This window comes from Sphingomonas sp., from assembly GCF_026460985.1.
Classification (GTDB): Bacteria; Pseudomonadota; Alphaproteobacteria; order Sphingomonadales; family Sphingomonadaceae; genus Sphingomonas.
Window position 1 is genome coordinate 18,101 of the sequence record NZ_JAPKNM010000085.1, and the last position, 19,478, is coordinate 37,578.

Annotated in this window: 16 protein-coding genes; 5 read left to right on the plus strand and 11 right to left on the minus strand. The window is 68.4% G+C overall.

Features of this window, described 5'->3' with window-relative positions; all coding sequences use genetic code 11:
- Positions 1–107 precede the first annotated feature (107 nt).
- The 5 genes from MT490_RS14125 to MT490_RS14145 all read right to left on the minus strand — a co-directional run bounded on the left by MT490_RS14125 (position 108) and on the right by MT490_RS14145 (position 7,472).
- On the minus strand, positions 108–2,138 hold the full coding sequence (locus MT490_RS14125) for an oligopeptide transporter, OPT family (protein ID WP_297388912.1): 2,031 nt from the start codon (positions 2,136–2,138) through the stop codon (positions 108–110).
- Between the two features lie 62 nt (positions 2,139–2,200).
- Positions 2,201–3,817 (minus strand): helicase HerA-like domain-containing protein, encoded by a 1,617-nt coding sequence (locus MT490_RS14130; RefSeq protein ID WP_297388916.1) that lies wholly within the window; start codon positions 3,815–3,817, stop codon positions 2,201–2,203.
- A gap of 70 nt (positions 3,818–3,887) precedes the next feature.
- The gene (locus tag MT490_RS14135; protein ID WP_297388919.1) at positions 3,888–5,393 is read right to left on the minus strand and encodes a Do family serine endopeptidase; all 1,506 of its coding nucleotides are present in this window, start codon (positions 5,391–5,393) and stop codon (positions 3,888–3,890) included.
- Between the two features lie 94 nt (positions 5,394–5,487).
- Positions 5,488–6,345: a protease modulator HflC gene (locus MT490_RS14140; protein ID WP_297388922.1), complete on the minus strand. Its 858-nt coding sequence runs from the start codon at positions 6,343–6,345 to the stop codon at positions 5,488–5,490.
- Positions 6,342–7,472, minus strand: coding sequence for a protease modulator HflK (locus tag MT490_RS14145; protein ID WP_297388924.1), 1,131 nt, complete (start codon positions 7,470–7,472; stop codon positions 6,342–6,344). The genes MT490_RS14140 and MT490_RS14145 overlap by 4 nt, the downstream gene beginning before the upstream one ends.
- A gap of 71 nt (positions 7,473–7,543) precedes the next feature.
- Between MT490_RS14145 and MT490_RS14150 the strand changes: the two genes are divergently transcribed.
- Together MT490_RS14150 and MT490_RS14155 are read left to right on the plus strand one after the other, a co-directional pair.
- Entirely contained in the window at positions 7,544–8,509 is a 966-nt protein-coding gene (locus MT490_RS14150; protein ID WP_297388926.1) for an Mrp/NBP35 family ATP-binding protein, read from the plus strand.
- 5 nt (positions 8,510–8,514) lie between these two features.
- The gene (locus MT490_RS14155) at positions 8,515–8,952 is read left to right on the plus strand and encodes a CoA-binding protein (protein WP_297388929.1); all 438 of its coding nucleotides are present in this window, start codon (positions 8,515–8,517) and stop codon (positions 8,950–8,952) included.
- A 260-nt stretch (positions 8,953–9,212) separates the two neighbouring features.
- On the opposite strand, the gene MT490_RS14160 is transcribed toward MT490_RS14155, so the two are convergent.
- The 5 genes from MT490_RS14160 to MT490_RS14180 form a co-directional block, all read right to left on the minus strand.
- Complete coding sequence (locus MT490_RS14160) at positions 9,213–10,322, minus strand: aminotransferase class V-fold PLP-dependent enzyme (protein WP_297388932.1); 1,110 nt, start codon at positions 10,320–10,322, stop codon at positions 9,213–9,215.
- Complete coding sequence (locus MT490_RS14165; protein ID WP_297388934.1) at positions 10,319–11,086, minus strand: tryptophan 2,3-dioxygenase family protein; 768 nt, start codon at positions 11,084–11,086, stop codon at positions 10,319–10,321. Before MT490_RS14165 ends, MT490_RS14160 begins: the two co-directional genes overlap by 4 nt.
- Before the next feature lie 92 nt (positions 11,087–11,178).
- Positions 11,179–12,882 carry a hypothetical protein gene (locus tag MT490_RS14170; protein WP_297388936.1) on the minus strand — a complete coding sequence of 568 codons (1,704 nt, stop codon included), beginning with the start codon at positions 12,880–12,882 and terminating at the stop codon, positions 11,179–11,181.
- Between the two features lie 237 nt (positions 12,883–13,119).
- A complete protein-coding gene (gene dapD, locus MT490_RS14175; RefSeq protein WP_297388939.1) occupies positions 13,120–13,941 on the minus strand; it encodes a 2,3,4,5-tetrahydropyridine-2,6-dicarboxylate N-succinyltransferase in 822 nt (273 codons plus the stop codon).
- Entirely contained in the window at positions 13,938–14,606 is a 669-nt protein-coding gene (locus MT490_RS14180) for a pyrimidine 5'-nucleotidase (RefSeq protein ID WP_297388941.1), read from the minus strand. The genes dapD and MT490_RS14180 overlap by 4 nt, the downstream gene beginning before the upstream one ends.
- 152 nt (positions 14,607–14,758) lie before the next feature.
- Here MT490_RS14180 and MT490_RS14185 point away from each other — a divergent pair, with 152 nt between their 5' ends.
- Both MT490_RS14185 and MT490_RS14190 read left to right on the plus strand, forming a co-directional pair.
- Positions 14,759–17,107 (plus strand): S8 family peptidase, encoded by a 2,349-nt coding sequence (locus MT490_RS14185; RefSeq protein ID WP_297388944.1) that lies wholly within the window; start codon positions 14,759–14,761, stop codon positions 17,105–17,107.
- A gap of 297 nt (positions 17,108–17,404) precedes the next feature.
- Entirely contained in the window at positions 17,405–18,394 is a 990-nt protein-coding gene (locus tag MT490_RS14190; RefSeq protein ID WP_297388947.1) for an LLM class flavin-dependent oxidoreductase, read from the plus strand.
- A gap of 1 nt (position 18,395) precedes the next feature.
- On the opposite strand, the gene MT490_RS14195 is transcribed toward MT490_RS14190, so the two are convergent.
- The gene (locus tag MT490_RS14195) at positions 18,396–18,869 is read right to left on the minus strand and encodes a DUF4188 domain-containing protein (RefSeq protein WP_297388949.1); all 474 of its coding nucleotides are present in this window, start codon (positions 18,867–18,869) and stop codon (positions 18,396–18,398) included.
- Between the two features lie 58 nt (positions 18,870–18,927).
- On the opposite strand from MT490_RS14195, the gene MT490_RS14200 reads away from it, so the two are divergent.
- Positions 18,928–19,437, plus strand: a complete 510-nt coding sequence (locus tag MT490_RS14200) for a TetR/AcrR family transcriptional regulator (RefSeq protein ID WP_297388952.1) — start codon at positions 18,928–18,930, stop codon at positions 19,435–19,437.
- Positions 19,438–19,478 lie beyond the last annotated feature (41 nt).

Here is a 19,478-nt window from a genome sequence, read left to right on the forward strand (position 1 = left end):
CTTAAAAGACTCATATACTGATCGGCAAAATGAAACGGCCGGGGCATCGAGCCCCGACCGTTCCAAAACCCACCCCTTGCCCCTCCCTTTCAGGGAGGGGAATTTGCTCACCGATAATTCGCGATGTCGTCGATCGTCGGTTCGGGCGTCGAGGTCGGCGGCACGCTCGCCACCATCCGCCGCGTGATCGCATAGGCCACCGCGATCAGCCCGAAGAACAGCAAGGGCGCCAGCCACATCGCCACGCTCTCGAAATGCTCGCCCATGAGCGCGAGCGGCGCGTCGTTGGGCGGGATCGGCGAGTTGCGGTTGGCCCAGGCGAGGATCCCCGCAAAGGCCACGCCGAACAGGCTCTCGCCGACGATCAGCCCGGTCGCCGCCAGCACGCCCATGCGCTCGGCGAATTCGGGGTTGGCGCTGCGCTTCGCCCAGCGGTCGTAGAAATGGCCGATCGCCGCGCCGACCGGGATCAGCAAGGTGAGCGCCATCGGCAGGTAGATGCCCATGCCCACCGCGAGCGGCGGCAGGCGCATCTTGCCGGCCTTGCCCAGCAACTCGTCGAGCAGGATCACGCCGGCGCCGATCGCGGCGCCGAGGCCGATCAGCCCCCAGTCGATATCGCCGCCCAGCACGCCCTTGGCGATCGACGAGATCAGGGCGGCCTGCGGCGCGGAGAGCGCGTTCGGGCCCGCGCCGGGCATGCCGACGAAGCCCAAAGTGTCCTTGAGCAGATCGAGCACCAGGGGAATCGCCAGCGATCCGAACACCACGCCCATCACCAGCGCCACCTGCTGCTTCCACGGCGTCGCGCCGACGAGCTGCCCGGTCTTGAGGTCCTGGAGATTGTCGTTGGAGATGGTCGCGATCGAGAAGACGATCGCGGTGGTGAACAAGGCATAGGCGATCAGCGCATTGGTGCGCGTCGGGTCCGCCTCATGCCCGAAGATCAGCACCAGCAGCAGCGACGCGCCGAGCACCGCGAGGATGCCGACGCCCGAGACCGGCGAGTTCGACGCGCCGATCAGCCCGGCCATATAGCCGCAGATCGCGGCGATCAGCACGCCGACGACGAGCACGTAGAGCAAAGACCCGCCGATCACCGCGACCGGATAGTCGTGCACCGGCCCGCCGGTCGAGAAATCCCAGAGCAGCCATGCGATCGGGGCAAGGGTGAGCACCGAGACCAAAGCGACGATGCCGATCGGCAGGTCGCGTTCGGTGAGCGCCAGCGTCTCGCCGCCCTTGCGCGCGCGCGAGGCGGCGAGCGCCGAGCGCAGCCCCGAGATGATCGGGCCGATGATCTTGAGCAGCGACCAGATCGCCGCGACGCCGATCGTGCCCGCGCCGACGAAGCGCACCTGCCCGCGGAACGTGCCGCCGACCAGCGCGTCGACGCCCGCCGAAAGATCGCCGCCCGAAGCGAAATAGGGCACGAGCGTGGTCCAGGAGATCAGCATCCCGAAGAACATCGCCGCGCCGACCGAGATGCCGACGAGGTGCCCGACGCCGATCAGCAGCATCGACCAGCTCGTCGAGAAGCCCGATGCGGTGCTGCCGACCGTGAAGTTCTTGGCGGCCTCCTCGGCGACCAGCTTCATCTTGCCGAGCAGGGCGAAGCCGCCCGAGAAGAGCGCGCCGAAGATCAGCACGCGCAGGCCCCTGGCGTTCTCGACATCGCCCGCGCGGCTGCTCGAACCGACCTTGAGCACTTCGGCCGCGGCGACGCCCTCGGGATAGGGGAGGTCGGTCCCGGTCACCAGCGCGCGGCGCAGCGGCACCGAGAACATCACGCCGAGCACGCCGCCGGTGATGCACACCGCCACCGTGGTCCAATAGGGGAAGCCCGACCACCAGCCGACCATGATCAGCCCGGGCAGCACGAAGACGATCGCGGCGAGCGTGCCCGCCGCGCTCGCGATCGTCTGGACGATGTTGTTCTCGAGGATCGAGGCACCGCGGAAGAAGCGCAGGATCGCCATCGAGACGACCGCGGCGGGGATCGAGGTCGCGAAGGTCAGCCCGACCTTGAGGCCCGCATAGACGTTCGCCGCAGTGAACAGCAACGTGATCGCGCCGCCCAGCAATACGCCGCGAAGCGTGAGTTCGAGCGGCGCGCGGGCCGCGGCGTCTGTCGCCAAGTGCTGATCTCCCCCCAAGTCCTGATCTTCCCAAGGTATCGGGAGATACTATGCCGCGCTTGTCAGCCTCTGAACAGCCCGCCCAGAATGCCGCGCACCAGCTGCGCGCCCAGGCCCCCGCCGGACGAGCGCCGCTTGCTCCCGCCGAATATCTCGCGGCCGATCTCGTTCGCCACCTGGCGGCCGATCGAGGACGAGGCGGACCGGGCGGCCGACGTCGCCATCTTGGCCCAGGGCGAAGTCGCGGTCGCCTGCGCGCGCTCGGTGGCGAGGCGAGTGCGCTCGGCCTCCTTGGCGAGCCGGGCCTGCTCCTTCGCCTGCGCCGCGGCGGCCTTGTCGGCCTCGCTCTCGGCTTGCGCCTCGGCGGCAGCGGCGACGGCTTCCTCGGCCTTCGCCTTGAGAATCTCCTCGGCGGATTCGCGATCAATCAGTGTGTCGTACTTGTCGCCGACCGCATCGGTGGTGATCAGCATCGCACGCTCGTCGGGCGCGAGCGGCCCCACCCGCGTTCCCGGCGCGCGGATCAGCGTGCGCTCGACCGGTGATGGCGCGCCGTCCTCCTGGAGCACTGAGACCAAGGCCTCGCCGACCTTCAGCTCGGTGATCGCCGTCGCGACATCGACCTCCGGATTGGCGCGGAACGTCTCCGCCGCGGAGCGCACCGCCTTGGCGTCCTTGGGCGTGAAGGCGCGGAGGGCATGCTGGACGCGGTTGCCGAGCTGGCCGGCCACGTCCTCGGGGATGTCGACCGGGTTCTGCGTGACGAAATAGACGCCGACGCCCTTCGAGCGGATCAGCCGCACGACCTGCTCGATCTTCTCGAGCAGCGCCTTGGGCGCGCCGTCGAACAGCAGATGCGCCTCGTCGAAGAAGAAGACGAGCTTGGGCTTGTCGGGGTCGCCGATCTCGGGAAGCGTCTCGAACAGCTCGGAGAGCAGCCAGAGCAGGAAGCTGCCATAGAGGCGCGGGCTCGCCATCAGTTTGTCCGCGGCGAGCACATTGACCACGCCCCTTCCACGATCGTCGGTGCGGATGAACTCGCCGATGTCGAGCGCGGGCTCGCCGAAGAAATTCTCCGCGCCCTGCGAACGCAATTGGAGCAACTGGCGCTGGATCGTGCCGACGCTCGCCTTGGTGACGTTGCCGAACTGAGTCGAGAGCTCGCCCGCGCGCTCGGCGCAATGGGCGAGCATCGCCTGGAGGTCGTCGAGATCGAGCAGCAGCAACCCCTCCTCGTCGGCGACGTGGAAGGCGACGTTGAGTACGCCTTCCTGCGTCTCGTTGAGGTCGAGCAGCCGCGCGAGGAGGAGGGGGCCCATCTCGGAGACGGTGGCGCGGATCGGATGGCCCTGCTCGCCGAACAGATCCCAGAGCTGCACCGGCAACTCACCGTAGCGCCATTCGGTGTCGCCGATCTCCTGCGCGCGCTTGGCGAAGATGTCGTGTGTCTTCGCGGTCGGCGAGCCGGCCATGCCCAGCCCCGAGAGATCGCCCTTCACGTCCGACACGAAGACGGGGACGCCGGCCACCGAGAAGCCTTCGGTGAGCACCTGCAGCGTCACGGTCTTGCCGGTGCCGGTCGCGCCCGCGATCAATCCGTGGCGGTTGGCGCGGCGGAGCACCAGCTCCTGCCGGGCGTCGCCGGCCGCGCCCAGGAAAATGCCCGTCTCTCCCGCCATACCGAACTCCTTTTCAGAGAATCCGTTCTAGGGGAGAGACGGGCATTAGTCAGCCCGGAAGGGCAATGGTTCAGCCGGGAATCTGCACCGACACGTAACGGCCGAGGCCGCGGCGCTGGACGAACAGCAGCACCTGCTTGGCGCCGCCGCTCTTGGCCTGGCCCACGATCCGCGCCAGATCCGCCGCGGTGCGCACCGGGGTGCGGTTGGCCGTGGTGATCAGGTCGCCGCGTGTGAGGCCCTTGCCGGCGGCATCGCTGCTCGCGTCGACGCCGAGCACCACCACGCCCTGCGCGGTGGCGTCCACGCCGATCGACCGGGCGATCTGCGGGGTCAGCGGCGTCACCGCGATGCCGAGCGACGCGGCGCCCATCGTCTCGCCGTCCTGCGGGCCGCTGTCATTGTCCTCGAGATCGAACTGCTGCGCGAGCTGTTCCTCGGGCGGGCGCGTGCCAACGGTGACGGTGACGGTCTGCTTCTTGCCGTCGCGGACCAGCTCGACCGGGATGCGCGTGCCGGGCGTCACATTGGCGACCAGATAGCTGAGCGTCTGATCCGGGGTGACGTCCTGGTTGTTGACGCGGACGATCACGTCGCCCTGGCGGATGCCCGCCTTCTCGGCGGCCTGGCCGGGCTCGACGCGCGCGACGATCGTGCCGTTGCCCTTCGCCACGCCGAACGATTCGGCGAGGTCGGCGGTCAGGTCCTGCATCTGGATGCCCAGATAGCCGCGCGTGATCGCGCTGCCCTTCATCAGGGTGTCGACGATCGGCTTGGCCTGTTCGGCGGGGATCGCGAAGCCGATGCCGACATTGCCGCCGGTGGGCGACAGGATCTGCGAGTTGATGCCGATCACGTTGCCCTGGAGATCGAACATCGGGCCGCCCGAATTGCCGCGGTTGATCGAGGCGTCGGTCTGGAGGAAGCGGTCATAGGCGCCGCCCTGGCCGGTGACGCGGTGCGTCGCCGAGATGATGCCCGCGGTGACCGAGCCGCCGAGGCCGAAGGGATTGCCGATCGCGACCACCCAGTCGCCGACGCGCGCCTGGCGCGAATCGCCGAAGCGGACGAAGGGCAGGTTGGCGCCTTCGATCTTGAGCACGGCGAGGTCCGACTGGACGTCGCGGCCGATCAGCTTCGCCTTGAACTCGCGGCGATCGGGGAAGGTGACCGTGATCGATTCGACCACCGCGCCGCGCTGGCCGGCGGAGATCACATGGTTGTTGGTGACGACATAGCCGTCGGCCGAGATGACGAAGCCCGAGCCGAGCGATTCGGCCTGGCGCGTCACCGGCTGGCCGCCGCCCTGGCCCTGCGGGACGAGCCCTTCGAACGGCGTGCCCGCGAACGGATTGGTGTTCACCTGGACGCGCTGCGTGGTCGAGATGTTCACGACGGCCGGCTGGAGCTTGGCGACCATGTCGGCGAAGCTCATCGGCGCGCCGGCGCGCGGCGCGGCGGCCTGGATCGCGCCGGGCTCGTTCTGCGCGGTCTGCGCGCCGGCGTGGTTCAGCGTCATGGCAGCGGCGGCGCCGCTCAGGGCAAGGGCAGTGGTAAGAGCGTAGGCGTAACGCACGGGTACGAATCCCTTCAAAGGATGAGCAACTATTCGGACGCGTTTCTCGCGTCCGGATGCTGAACGCTGATTGAATATGAACGAATCTGCAGCCTCATCGTTGCCCCATGAACTCGCGCAGATAGCTGTTCTGCGGAGAGAGGACGATGGCGGTGTCGCCCTTGCCTTCGCCCTGGGCGAGGAAGGTGGTGCGATAGGACTGCATCGCGCGGTAGAAGTCGTAGAAGGCTGGGTCCTTGTTGAACGCCGCGGCATAGACCTGCGCGGCCTGCGCCTGGGCGGTGGCGCGGATGATCTGCGCTTCCTTCAGGCCCTGCGCCTTGATCGTCGCGGCCTCCTGTCGCCGCGCCGTCGCCATGCGGTTGAGCGCGCTGTCGAGCGGCGAGCCGCTGGGCAGCTCGGTCTGCTTGATGCGCACGTCGACGATCTCGACGCCGTACTGGCTGGCGAGCCGCTGGAGCGCCGCCTGGATGTTCTCCATCACCTCGCCGCGCTCGGGGCTGAGCAAGGTCGCCGAAGTACGCTTGCCGAGCTCGTTGCGCAGCGACGAGCCGAACAGCGGCTGGAGCTGGTCGCGGACGCGCTCCTCGCTGCCGACGGTGACGACCATGCGCAGCGGATCGACCACGCGGAACCGCGCATAGGCGTTGACCTCGAGCCGGAGCTGGTCGGTCGAGAGCACCTGCTGGTTGGGCAGGTCGATATCGAGCACGCGCTTGTCGACCCAGACGATCCGATCGATGAACGGGATGCGGAAGATGGGCCCTGCCTGCGTGTGGCCGAACTGCTCGCCCGGCCGATAGGCGTTGACCGTCCCGCGCGGCTGCTCGAGCCGGAGGATCACCACCTGCTTGTTCTCGGGAACGATCGCTACCGTGCTCATGAGCACCACGAGCAGGAGAATCAGGCCGATCGCGATACCGATCGGGCTACGGAACCAGCTGGCGGTCATCGCGCTGCTCCTCCCTGCGCCTGGCCCCGGACCGTTGCATCGGCCGGCGGGGTACCGCCGCCTCCGCGCAGCGCGGGAAGCGGAAGGAAGGGCGAGACGCCGGGCGCCTCGACGATCGTCTTGTTGGTGCGCGAAAGCACCTGTTCCATCGTCTCGTAATACATGCGGCGACGCGTCACTTCGGGTGCGAGCTTGTACTGTTCATAGATCTTGTCGAACTCGGCGGCCTCGCCCTGCGCCTGGGCGAGCACCTGCTGGGCATAGGCGTTGGCGTTGTTCTTGTTCGCCTGGGCCTCCTGCTGCGCGGCGGTGACCTGCTTGAAGTCCTCGTCCACTGCCTGCGGCGCCGCCGCCTTCTGGATCGCGACGCCCTGGATACGGATGCCCGAATGATATTGGTCGAGGATCTCCTGGATCTTGGTCTGCACCTGGCCCTCGATCCGCGCGCGGCCCTGGCCGATCGCCTCGTTGAGGGTGGTGGTGGCGACCACGGCGCGCATCGCGCTCTCCGCCGTCGCGCGCACCGTGTCCTCGGGCTTGGCGATCTGGAACTTGTAGTCGACCGCGCTGCTGATGTCCCAGCGCACCGAATAAGCGAGGTCGACGATGTTCTGGTCGCCGGTCAGCATCAGATTCTCGCCGCCGGTCGGGAAATTGTCGGTGCGGATGTTGGCGACGTCGACGACGTCGACGAGCTGGAGCGGCGCGGGGAGCGTCAGGCGGACGCCCGGGGTCAGCGTAGTCGAATAGGAGCCGAGCGTGGTCACCACGCCGCGCTCGCGCGGGCCGATCGGATGGATGCTGGTGTAGAGCACCCAGACCAGCAGCAACGCGCCGATGACGAGCATCCACAGCCGGCTTCCGCTGGGAAGCCCCGGGACCCCGCCGCCGCCGCCGCGCGCGCGGCGCAGCAGTTCGTCCAGGCTCGTGGCGCCGGGCCGGGGGCGCTTGCCGTCGGGCGGGAAGGACCAGGGGTTGCGAGGGCCGCCGCCACCGCCGCCATTGCCGGAACCGCCGCCCCCATTACCGGAGCTGCCGCCGCTTCCGCCGCCGCTGCCCCATGGACTCTTGGGGGCCTCGTTCTTGAAGATGCCGGCCAGTCCACGCCAGCCCGATTGGTTCACCATGCCTGCCTTTATAAGTGCGCGGGCGCGGATTTACAGTGGCAGCCGCCGATTGTGCGCCTATCTGGCCGGTAATGACCGATACAGACAGCTTGAAAGCGGCGCTCGCGCCGATCGCGGCAGGCCGCGCCACGGTGCGGATGGAGGGCGGCAGAGCGAGCATCGTGCTCGACGTCACCGGGCTGGGCAAGGCCGCGGGCGAGGAGCTCGAGACCGATGTCCGGCGGGTCGCCGAGGCGTCGCCGGGCGTGACCGAAGTGCGCGTCCTGCTCACCAGCGAGCGGCGGACGCGGCGGCTGATCGCGGTGGCGAGCGGCAAGGGCGGGGTGGGCAAGTCCACCGTCGCCGCCAATCTCGCGATCGCGCTCGCCCGGCGCGGAAGGCGCGTGGGGCTGGTCGACGCCGACATCTACGGCCCGTCGCAGACCCGGCTGCTCGGCGTCGACGGCATCCGTCCGGAGGCGCGCGAGAAGACCCTGATCCCGGTGCGGACCAAGTTCGGCGTGCCGCTGCTCTCGATGGGCGGGCTCGTGCCCGAGGGGCAGGCGATCGCGTGGCGCGGGTCGATGGCGGGCGGCGCGCTCGGCCAGATGGTCGATGCGGATTGGGGCGATGCGGAAGTGCTGCTCCTCGATCTGCCGCCCGGCACCGGCGACCTGCAGCTGACCATGGTCCAGAAGCACAAGCCCGCGGGCGCGATCATCGTCTCGACGCCGCAGGACCTCGCGTTGATCGACGCGACCCGCGCGATCGACCTGTTCCACAAGGTGAACGTGCCGATCGTCGGGGTGATCGAGAACATGGCCGGCTACGCGTGCCCGCATTGCGGCGAGGTCTCGGACCCGTTCGGAAGCGGCGGCGCCGAGGCTGCGGCGGGCCGCCTGGGGCTGCCTTTCCTCGGCCGCGTGCCGCTCGAGCTGGCGATCCGCACCGCCTCCGATGCCGGCGATCCGCCCGCCGCGGGGAACGGGCCGCAGGCGGAGACGTTCGCCGCATTGGCGGCGCGGCTGGACGAGTGGCTCGCCGCAAACGGAGGGTGACGCCCATGCCGCTGACGCGCGACGAAGACATACGCCAGTTGCTCGAGGAGACGCGCACCATCGCGATGGTCGGCGCGTCGGACCGGCCCGACCGGCCGAGCTACGGCGTGATGGCCTATCTCCAGAGCCGCGGCTACCGGGTGATCCCGGTCAATCCGCAGATCACCGGCGAGCATATCCACGGCGAGTTCGTCTTCCGCGAGCTCGCCCAGATCGGCGATCCCATCGACATGGTCGACATCTTCCGCCGCCCGATCGCCGCGGGCGAGGCGGTGGACGAGGCGATCGCCGCGGGGGCCAAGTCGGTCTGGCTCCAGCTCGGCGTGATCAACGAGGAGGCCGCCGCGCGCGCCGAGGCGGCGGGGCTCAAGGTGGTGATGGACCGGTGCCCGGCGATCGAGATCCCGCGGCTGGGCGTGGCGCGGGTGGACGGGGCGCTTTGAGCGCGCCTCTGGTCTGACGAGACGGGCGGAAAGATCGATTCACGCGAAGGCGCGAAGGAAGGAATTTCGCGCAGAGGCGCAGAGAACGCAGAGATGCCCGCCCGCCGCGCAGCGGCAGGAATCCTCGATGCGGTTGATTATGCCGCTGGCGCGGCGGGCTTCAGCGGGAGCGAGCTTCTAGCCCTCTGCGCTCTCTGCGCCTCTGCGCGAACAAAATCTTCGCGCCTTTGCGTGAACAAAAAAAGGAGTGCTCGAACAGGTCAAAGCGACCGAAGCGCCGCCACCAGCCCGTCCAGATCGCGCGCGTCCTGGTACAGCCCGAACCCGATCCGCAATACGTCGCCGCGCACATCGACGATCACGTCCTCGGCTTCCAGCTGCGCCTTCCACCGCGCCGCATGCGGCGAGCGTAGCGCGAGGAAGCGCGCTGGCGATCCCGGGTTGAGCAGTTCCGCCTCGATCGGCAGCGCCGCCAGAAGCGCGTCCCGCAGCGCACCCGCATGCGCCGCGATATCCGCGGTGCGCAGCCCCTCCTGCCGCAGCATGTCGCGCACCGCGACGAAGCGGTAGATGCCCGAAGGATCGAAGGTCGCGCCGAGGAAGCGCCGTGCGTCGGGGGCGTAGCCGATGCTGCCCGGCGGCAGCGAGAGGTCGTCGAACTCGGCATACCAGCCGGTGATCTCGGGGCGCGGACCATGGCCCGGCGGTGCGTGGAGGAAGGCGCAGCCTTCGCCCGCCATGGCATATTTGTACCCGCCGGCGAGATAGAAGACCCGGTCGGCAACGGCGGAGAGATCGGTCTCCATCGCCATGAAGCCGTGATAGCCGTCGATCACCACCCACGGCCCTTCGGGCCGCGCCAGCGCCGCCAGTTCTTCCATCCCGTCGAACACATGCCCCGTGCCGAACTGGACCTGGCTCACGAAGATCAGGTCGTACGCGCCCGACCGCGCGGTCTCGACCAGCGACGCGAGCGGCACGCGCGTCACTTGCCCGGTGCCCGCTTCCTCCCAGCGGGCGCTCTGCCGCCGGAAGCTGTGGAACTCGCCGTCGCTGGTCAGGATGCGCAGAGGGCGCTGCGGGAGCGCCGAGGCGATGCGGAGCAGCAGTTCGTGCGTGTTGGGCGCGAAGACGATCGTCGAAGAGTCGGGCAGCCCCAATTCGGCGGCGACATGGTGCTGCGCGGCGGGCCAGATCTCGCCCATCACCCGCTCCCATTTACGGTCGGCCAGGCGCACCCCGTCCTCCCAGGCGGCGAGCTGGCCGACATAGGAGGCGTCGGGCCAGAGATGGTGCGAGTGCGCGGCGAAGTGGAGCCGTTCGGGCGCCGCCGCGATCACGCGCTGGAACAGATGCTTGTACGATTTCACAGATCGGTGCGGAGCGACCACAGCTCCGGGAAAGCGCGCTTGACCAGCGTCGATTCGAGATAGGGCACGCCCGCGGTGCCGCCGGTGCCCTTCTTGCCGCCGATCACCCGGCTGACGGTGAGGACGTGCTTGTGCCGCCAGGTGGCGAGCGCGTCGTCGATATCGACCAGTTTCTCGGCGAGCTGGTAGAGGTCCCAATGCGTGTGCGGATCGCGATAGACCTCGGCCCATGCCTCGCGGACCCGGTCGTCGGGCTCGTATTTCTCCGGCCAGTTCCGCGCCAGCGCCTCGGTGGGAACCGCGAAACCCGCCGCGGCGAGCGCCGCATTGGCGTCGTCCCACAGGCTCGGCTGCTCGGCATATTCGGTGGTCAGCGGCCCGGGCACGCCGCCGCCGCGCACGCCGAGCAGGGTCTCGACCGCGCGGAACTGGTCCGACTGGAAGCCCGAGCTGGTGCCCAGCACTTCGCGGAAGCGGGTATAGTCGGACGGCGTCATCGTCGCGAGCACGTCCCAGCTCAACGTCATCACCGCCTGGATTCGGCTCACCCGCGCCAGGCCCTTATACGCTTCGATCAGCCGCCCCTCGCGCACCAGTGCCTTGGCGGGCAGCAGCTCGGCGATCATCTGCTTGAGCCAGAGCTCCTTGGTCTGGTGGATGATGATGAACAGCAATTCGTCATGCCGGTCCGACAGCGGATGCTGCGCGGTGAGAAGCTGGTCGAGCGCGAGATAGCGCCCATAGGTCATCGAGGAACCGGTCATGGTTTCACTCGTAACCAGACCGGAGCCGGATCGAACAGAGGAAAATGCGCCAGGCCGACGCCCGGCAGGTTGCCGCCCCGGGCGCCGGTGCCTCAGCGGCCGTCGAGGAAGGTCGTCGCCGACATGCGTTTGCGCGATCCGCGGGCGGCGATGTCGAAATAGCGACTGCTGGCTTCGCGCGACCGTTCGAGGTCCTTCCCGAAGATGGCAGCACCGAGCGCCATGCCCTTGGCCATGGCGTCGGCGACCCGCTTCTCGCTGATTTCGCTCTCCTTCTCGCTCGTGGCATAAGCGAGTTCGAGCATCTGGCGCGTGATGCCGCCCAGCACATAGGTTTCGAACGCTTCCCAATTGGGTGCGGCGAGTTCGAGCGCGGGGTCCGGGATGTGCTCGATCTCGATCGGCAGCACCTCGCGCCATTCGGGGAAGTGCGGCAGCAGCCAGCTATAGACCGTGCACCGGCTGGCTCGGCGGCCGATCGCGTCGCGGGCATAGCCGCCGAGTTCCCATAGCGGCAGGCGCGGATCGAGCAGTTCGGCAAGCGGGTAGCGCACGACGATGCCCCAGGTCGCGCGCATGAACATGCAGTCCTGCTTGGCCGGTGCACCGAGCCATTTGGCGACATTGAGGAAATATTCCTTGATGCGCGCATAGGCGGCGCGGCCCTCGGCCGAATATTCGAAGCCGAACGCCTTGGGATCGTCGTCCGGCACGGGGTCGACCTCGTCGGCCGGGCCCCGCGGGCGGCCGATCAGATTGACGTCCATCCAATGGTGCCAGGTCGAATCGACGACCACGCGCCCGACATTCGCGCGATGCCCGTCATAGGCGCCGACCGCGCCGAATTCCTTGGCGTTGGCAGCGCCCTTGTTGGTGTCGCTGACGGCGGTGTGGTCGCCCTGGACACGCGCCCAGGCGATGATGTCCGGCATTTCGCGATGACCCGCGACCTCGGGATATTCGGGCTTGTTGGTATAGCTGCCGAAGGAGAAGACCGCGGCGGGTGCCGAGGGTTCGATCACTTCGCCCTCGTGCGGATGATCGGGCAGGATGTCGATCACGCCCTTCTTCCCGCACAGCACGGGATGTGGCGCCCAGCGGCGCTTGAAGATGAGCGACGACCACAAGGGGTAGCGGCGCACCCGCGTCGTCATCGGGATGTCGTCGGATTCGTCGTTGAAGGTGTAGAAGCCGTCATGCCCCTTGATCAGCGTGTCGTGGCGGTTGAGCCCCACGTTGGACGGCGGATTCTGCGCGACCGACCATTTGCGCATGGTGGAGACGCGCGGAATGCGGCCGCAAAGCGAGGCGCCGAGATCATAATGGTCGCCCACCGCGAACACTCCGCCCTGGCGTTCGTCCATCCAGCGCGCGACGATCGCCAGCTCGGCGTCCGACAGGCGGGCGCCGTCGTTGATGTTCGAGCGCGCGCCGAAGAACCAGATCTGGTCGTACTGGTTGATGTCGAAGCCGGCCTCGGTGAAGCGGAAGCCGTTGCGATCGGCTGCGCCCAGCGGGTCGGTCTGGCGGTGGACCTTGGTGAGATCATATTTGATCCACCAGTCCGGACTGTGCTCGAGCAGGTCGCAAAGCGCCGACAGGCTGAAATAGAGACGCCCGAAGGTGATGTTGACGAAGCCGCCGTCATAGCCGTCGGCTACGATCAGGATCTTCATGCGGCACGGCCTGAGGAAAGGCTTTATGATCACGTCGCCGCGATCGATGGCTTCGAATTGCAGCCGATTGATCTGATGGGCCTGAACGCGTCGGGCGGCGATGTCCTTAAGATCGGGCATATGTTCCCCCTCTTGGCAGAGAGCAATGGAATCCAGTGCGATCCGAGGGTGGCTTAAAATCCGCCGATTGTCTGTTTGAGGCTGCAAACCTATTATTATGCCATCAGTAAATATGCAAGAAATATATGGCGTGATATGGTGGCGATAGTCGATGGTTGAATCATCGAATTCGGATTTATTGAAGGTAATCCGCGTAACTATTTCAAGTCACGCGGATTGATATTGCGGTATGGGCGTTCAATCCCGCAGCAGCTCGTTGATCCCGGTCTTCGACCGCGTCTGCGCGTCCACCGTCTTCACGATCACCGCGCAATAGAGCGCGGGCTTGCCGTCGCCGCCGCCGATGCTGCCGGGCACCACCACCGAATAGGGCGGCACGTGCCCGCGATGGACCTCGCCGGTCGCGCGGTCGATGATCTTGGTCGAGGCGCCGAGATAGACGCCCATCGAGAGCACCGCGCCCTCGCCGACGCGCACGCCCTCGGCCACCTCGGCGCGCGCCCCGATGAAGGCGCCGTCGCCGATGATCACCGGATCGGCCTGGAGCGGCTCGAGCACCCCGCCGATGCCGACGCCGCCGGAGAGGTGGACGTTCCTGCCGATCTGCGCGCAGCTGCCGACGGTCGCCCAGGTGTCGACCATCGTGCCCTCGCCGACATGGGCGCCGATATTGACGAAGCTCGGCATCAGCACCGCGCCCTTGCCGATGAAGGCGCCGTGGCGGACGACGCTGCCGGGCACCGCGCGAAAGCCCGCCTCGCGGAACGCGGTCTCGCCCCAATTGGCGAACTTGGACGGCACCTTGTCGAACCAGTTGGCGCCGCCCGGGCCCTCGATCACGACATTGTCGTTGAGCCGGAAGCTCAGCAGCACCGCCTTCTTGAGCCACTGGTTGACCTGCCAGCCGCCGTCGGCGGTCGGCTCGGCGACGCGCGCGGCACCGCGATCGAGCAGATTGAGCGCTTCGGCCACGGCCTCGCGCACGACGCCTTCGGTCGCGAAGCCGAGATCGGCCCGGTCCTCCCAGGCGGCGTCGATTACGGTCTGCAGGTCGGTCATTCGGATGTCTCCAAGATGCTGTGGAGCCAGGCTCCGAGATCGGTGGCGGTATAGTCGATGAAGCCGCGGTCCATGCCGGGCCCCTGCTCGGAGCCGTTGTCTATCCACACGGTGGTCATGCCGATCGTCTTGGCGGGTTGCAGGTTGCGCGCCATGTCATCGACGAACAGGCTGTGTGCCGGGTCGAGGCCATAGGCGTTGCACAAGCCTCGATAGGCGAGCGGATCCGGCTTGGGGCGATAGGCGGTCGCATGGACGTCGTGGATCGCCTCGAAGGTTTCGCCCAGGCCGAGCCTGTCGAGCACGCGCGCGGCATAGGGCGCATCTGCATTGGTGAAGATAAGCTTGCGGCCGGGCAGCCTTGCGAGCGCCTCGACCAGGGCCTCGTTCACTTCGAGCACGCTCATGTCGACGTTATGGACATCGGCGAGATAATGGTGCGGATCGGTGCCGTGCTCGGCCATCAGCCCCGAAAGCGTGGTGCCGTGCGCGTGGAAATAGCCCTTCTGGATGCGGTGCGCCTCCTCGGCGTCGCAATCCAGCAACGTTCGGACATATTCGCCGATCCGAGCGTCTATCATGGCAAAGAGGTTCGCGCTCACGGGATAGAGCGTGTTGTCCAGGTCGAAGATCCAGTTACGGACGTGGGACAGCGCGGGAAGCATCGTCCGGGGCCTCTAGGGAGTGGATGCGGGCGCCGCAAGGCGGCAAGGAGCAATCTTGTTAAGTCACGGTAAATATTGAAAAACATATCTGCATAAACGGGCATATTCGACAGGGGTTAGGTGTGATGCGTGCGGCATTCGATGCGCGATTGATGCGAAGCGCTGCGATGGGCGGCCTGCTGGCGCTCGCCGCGTGCAGTGGTGGAGGAAGCGGCGGCGGTGGCGGCGGAGTCACGCCGATCCCCGCGCCGGTACCGACCCCGACACCGGCGCCCGTGCCGACGCCCACCCCGGTACCAGCGCCCACGCCTACGCCAGGCGTGAACTACGACACCGCCGAATATCGCGCGACCGTGGGCGCGGTATCGATGAACGCGCTCACGGCGTACCAGAATGGCGGCACCGGGGCCGGCATCCGCGTCGGTGTGATCGACAGCGGAATCGACTTGCAGAGCGCCGAATTCGGCGATTGCTCGGGCGGAATCGGCACGGGCAGCTGCCGGATCAGCGGCGCTTCGATCGCCGTTGCGGGGAATCCCACAATCGACGACGAGGGCGGCCACGGCACAGCGGTGGCCTTCACCATTGCCGGGCGGCGCAACGACGCGGGCACGCACGGTGTCGCCTTCGACAGCCAGTTGATCGTCACGCGTGCCGACACGCCGGGCAGCTGCGCAACCGAGGATCCCAATGACCCCGACAGCGGCTGCAGCTTTGGCGACAATGCGATCGCCGCGGGGCTCGATGCGGCGCGTGCGGGCGGTGCGCGCGTGGTCAATATCTCCCTGGGCGGCGATCCGCCCAATGCGCGATTGCTCCAGGCGGTCGGCGACGCGACCGCGGCGGGGATCGTCATCGTGATCTCGGCGGGCAATGAAGGCGACACGCCCCAGGGCGTGAACCCCGATCTCTTTGCCGGCGGCGCGGCGTCGAGCGCCGGCGCACGCGGGCTGGTGATCATCGCCGGATCGGTGAACACCGCCGACCAGATCTCGACCTTCAGCAACCGCGCGGGCACCGGCGCGAACACCTATCTCGCCGCGGTCGGCGAGCGCGTCCGCGCGCCGGACCAGGCCGGCACGCCCCTGCTCTGGTCGGGCACCTCCTTCTCGGCACCGCAGATCGCGGGCGCGGTGGCCCTGCTCGCCCAGGCCTTTCCCAACCTGACCGGCGCGCAGATCGTCCAGCTGCTCTATGCGACCGCGCGCGACGCGGGCGCGGCGGGGGTCGACCCGATCTACGGCCGCGGCGTGCTCGATCTCACCCGCGCCTTCCAGCCGGTGGGCACGACGTCGCTCGCCGGATCGACCGGCGTGGTCTCGAGCGGCGTCAACGGCGCGCTCTCGGCGCCGATGGGTGACGCCACGCAAGGCGCGCTCGGCGCGGTGGTGCTCGACTCGTTCGACCGCGCCTTCGCCACCGAGCTCGCGCGCACGATCGTCCGCCAGGGGCCGGCGCGGCGGCTGCCGGCGCTGATGGCGACGCGCCAGCGAAGTTTCTCGGCCGGCGTGCGCGACCTGAGCGTCGCGGTCTCGCTGGTGCCGACGCGCGATTCGATCCGGATCGAGCGGCTCGGCATCGGCACCCGCGACGCGGGCGTGGCGCGGATGCTCGCCGCGACGGTGAGCGGCAAGCTCGGCAGTAAGGCGCAGTTCGCGATCGGCGCATCGGAGAGCGGCAACACGCTCACCGCGCGGCTCGCGGGGCGCGACGAACCCGCCTTCCTCGTCGCGCGCGATCCGCTGCACAGCGCAGGCTTCGACGTCGACGTCAGCGGCTCGGTCGCGGTGCGCCAGTCGCTGGGCAAATGGGGCGTGAGCCTGGCGCAGGAACGGGGCCAGGTGCTCAGCCGGCGCGACACCCAGTTCGCGGCGCTCCGCTGGGACCCGCAGCGCTCGGGCTATTGGCGCACCACGCTCGGGCTCGACTGGAGCTTCGGCGACCTGCGCGTCGGATTGTCGCTGACCCGGTTGCGCGAGCAGGACACCGTGCTCGGCGCGCGGTTCAGCGGCGGGCTGGGCGCGGCGCGGGCGGACAGCAACTTCGTCGACCTGGGGCTGCGCTATGCGATGGGCGACGGCTGGTCGCTCGGCGGCTCGATGCGGCAGGGCTGGACCCGCGCCAAGCTGCGGAGCGGCGTGGAGGGCGGGGGCCTGATCCGGACAAACGCGTTCGCGGCGGACATCGGCAAGCGGGGCATTTTCGCCGCCGCCGACAGCTTCGGCTTCCGCATCGCCCAGCCGCTCCGCGTCGCGCGCGGCGGGATCGGCATCGCGCTGCCCGCCGACTGGGATTATTCGGCGATGGCGGTGAGCGCGTGGGACAATGGCTTCATCAACCTCGCGCCCCAGGGCCGCGAGATCGATTACGAGCTGCGCTACAGCTGGCCGCTGGCCGGGGGCTCGATCAGCAGCAACCTGTTCCTGCGCCGCAACCCCGGCAACTACGCCTCGTTCCCGAGCGACAAGGGCGGGGCGGTGCGGCTGACATTGGGGTTCTAGGTTGTATCGACATTCAGTCTGAAGGCTCCCCTCCCTGCTTGCAGGGAGGGGCAGGGGGTGGGTGCGCGCGTCTGCGCGCCTAAAAGACTCGCCAATCGTGCCGCAAAAGGCATCGGCCAGGGCATCGAGCCCCGGCCGATGCCAACCCACCCCTAGCCCCTCCCTTGAAGGGAGGGGGAATTTGAATGTCGATACAACCTAAGCCCCAACCGTTGCCCTGGGAGCACAACCTTCTTCGCCGCCTGAAAGCAAAGCTTCGGGTGGCGCGCGCGGCATGCGCCACCCATCTCCCCGGCCATGACCGCATATTCGCTGCTCGACCTCGTTCCCATCGTCCAGGGCGGGAGCGCCGCGCAGGCGCTAGCCAATGCCGCGGACCTCGCGCGTCATGCCGAGACGCTGGGCTTCACCCGCTATTGGGTCGCCGAGCATCACGGCATGGAGGGGATCGCCAGCGCCGCGACGGCGGTGGTGATCGCGCATGTCGGCGCCGCGACTTCGACGATCCGGGTAGGGGCGGGCGGGATCATGCTGCCCAACCATTCGCCGCTTCAGGTGGCCGAGGCGTTCGGCACGCTCGACGCCCTCTTCCCCGGCCGCGTCGATCTGGGGCTCGGCCGCGCGCCGGGATCGGACCAGCGCGTGGCGGCAGCGATACGGCGCGGCCTGGGGGGCGACGGCAGCGACTTCCCGCAGGACGTGCTCGAGCTGCAGGGCTATTTCGCCGACGACGGCAAGGCCGGCATCCGCGCGACGCCCGGCGCGGGCGCGGACGTCAGGCTGTGGATCCTGGGCTCGAGCCTGTTCGGCGCGCAGCTCGCGGCCGCCTTGGGGCTGCCTTATGCCTTCGCCTCACATTTCGCGCCGGGGCTGCTCGACGAGGCGGTCCAGGTCTATCGCCGCAACTTCCGGCCCTCGGCGGTGCTCGACAAGCCGCATCTGATGCTCGGCTTCAACGTGTTCGCGGCGGACAGTGATGATGAGGCCGAATATCTCGCTAGCTCGCAGCAACAGGCCTTCGTCGCGATCCGCGCCACCGGCAAGGGCATCCAGCTGCCGCCGCCGGTGCGCGGCTATCGCGAAGGCCTCGGGGGCCATGGCAATGCGATGCTCGACCAGGTGCTCTCGGCAAGCGCGATCGGCGGGCTCGACAAGGTGCGCGCGCAGCTTACCGCCTTCATCGAGCGCACCGGCGCGGACGAGCTGATGCTCACCAGCGCGATGTTCGACCATCAGGCGCGCAGGAAGAGCCTCGCGATCGCAGCCGAGGCGATGCGGGGCCTGTAGATCAGGCCTCGACCCGTACCGCCGCGCGGTCCCGGTCGAGCCGTTCGCGCGTGCTCATGAACGGCCCGACCGGCGCGCGCTCCGGGGCGAAGCGCGCCAGCCCGGTGGGGCGCATGTCGAGATAGACGGCCTCGATCCCGTTTCGCGAATAGGCCTCGTGCCAGAAGCCGGCGCCGCCATTGTCGCGCAGGAAGCTCTTCCACCAGCGCGAATGCGGCTCGCTGCGGGTGAAGCGCTCGAGGCTCTCGAGGTCGCGCCAATATTGGCGGATACCGACATGGTTCAGGCTCCAGAGGAAATTGTCGTGGCCGAGCAGCCCTTCGGGCGGATCGCGCTGGATCGCCGCCAGGCCGCGGCCGACCCGCAGCGTCGAAAACAGCCCGCGCACGCTGCGGATGCGCATCCCGAGCAGCACCATCACCAGGTCCGGATAGCCTGAAAGGTCGACCGACCGGCGTTCCACCATGGCTTGCATCGCATCTCTCCGCATTGTTTACTGTGTAAACATACCCTGGGTTGCTTACGGTGTAAACATGCTGCGTGACGTGCTGATCAAGGCTGCGCTGGAAATGCTGGAACAAGGCGGGGAGCCCAGCCTGCGCGCCGTGGCGCGCGCGGCGGGCGTGTCGGCGATGGCGCCGTACCGGCACTTCGCCGACAAGGCGGCCTTGCTGTCGGCGGTGGCGGAACGAGGCTTCGCCGCGCTGGCCCGGACGCTGACGGCCGCCGACGAGGATCCCGATCCGCGCGGCGCGCTGATCGAGCAGGGGCTTGCCTATCTCGCCTTCGCGCGGGCGCGGCCGGCGCTGTTCCGGCTGATGTTCGCTAGCGATTTCCGGCTGGCGCTCGGCGACGATTCGGGTGCCTTCGCGACGCTCGCCGGTCGCGTGGCCAGCCTGGGCGCGCGCGACCCGGATTCGGCGACGATATTGAGCTGGGCGGCGGTGCACGGCATGGCGATGCTGTCGCTCGACGGGCGCCTGCCCGGGCTCGATGCCGAAGGCGAGCGGCGCGTGGTGACGCTGCTCGCTGCGGCGGTGTAGGACGGATCGACATTCAAAATCCTCCCCCGCCAGGGGGAGGT

Excerpts from the sequence above, each read along its gene's own strand:
- MT490_RS14130 (WP_297388916.1), bottom strand. The coding sequence starts at position 3,817 with ATGGCGGGAGAGACGGGCATTTTCCTGGGCGCGGCCGGCGACGCCCGG.
- MT490_RS14140 (WP_297388922.1), bottom strand. The coding sequence starts at position 6,345 with ATGACCGCCAGCTGGTTCCGTAGCCCGATCGGTATCGCGATCGGCCTG.
- MT490_RS14145 (WP_297388924.1), bottom strand. The coding sequence starts at position 7,472 with ATGGTGAACCAATCGGGCTGGCGTGGACTGGCCGGCATCTTCAAGAAC.
- MT490_RS14150 (WP_297388926.1), top strand. The coding sequence starts at position 7,544 with ATGACCGATACAGACAGCTTGAAAGCGGCGCTCGCGCCGATCGCGGCA.
- MT490_RS14155 (WP_297388929.1), top strand. The coding sequence starts at position 8,515 with ATGCCGCTGACGCGCGACGAAGACATACGCCAGTTGCTCGAGGAGACG.
- MT490_RS14165 (WP_297388934.1), bottom strand. The coding sequence starts at position 11,086 with ATGACCGGTTCCTCGATGACCTATGGGCGCTATCTCGCGCTCGACCAG.
- MT490_RS14170 (WP_297388936.1), bottom strand. The coding sequence starts at position 12,882 with ATGCCCGATCTTAAGGACATCGCCGCCCGACGCGTTCAGGCCCATCAG.
- dapD (WP_297388939.1), bottom strand. The coding sequence starts at position 13,941 with ATGACCGACCTGCAGACCGTAATCGACGCCGCCTGGGAGGACCGGGCC.
- MT490_RS14180 (WP_297388941.1), bottom strand. The coding sequence starts at position 14,606 with ATGCTTCCCGCGCTGTCCCACGTCCGTAACTGGATCTTCGACCTGGAC.
- MT490_RS14185 (WP_297388944.1), top strand. The coding sequence starts at position 14,759 with ATGCGAAGCGCTGCGATGGGCGGCCTGCTGGCGCTCGCCGCGTGCAGT.
- MT490_RS14190 (WP_297388947.1), top strand. The coding sequence starts at position 17,405 with ATGACCGCATATTCGCTGCTCGACCTCGTTCCCATCGTCCAGGGCGGG.
- MT490_RS14195 (WP_297388949.1), bottom strand. The coding sequence starts at position 18,869 with ATGCAAGCCATGGTGGAACGCCGGTCGGTCGACCTTTCAGGCTATCCG.
- MT490_RS14200 (WP_297388952.1), top strand. The coding sequence starts at position 18,928 with ATGCTGCGTGACGTGCTGATCAAGGCTGCGCTGGAAATGCTGGAACAA.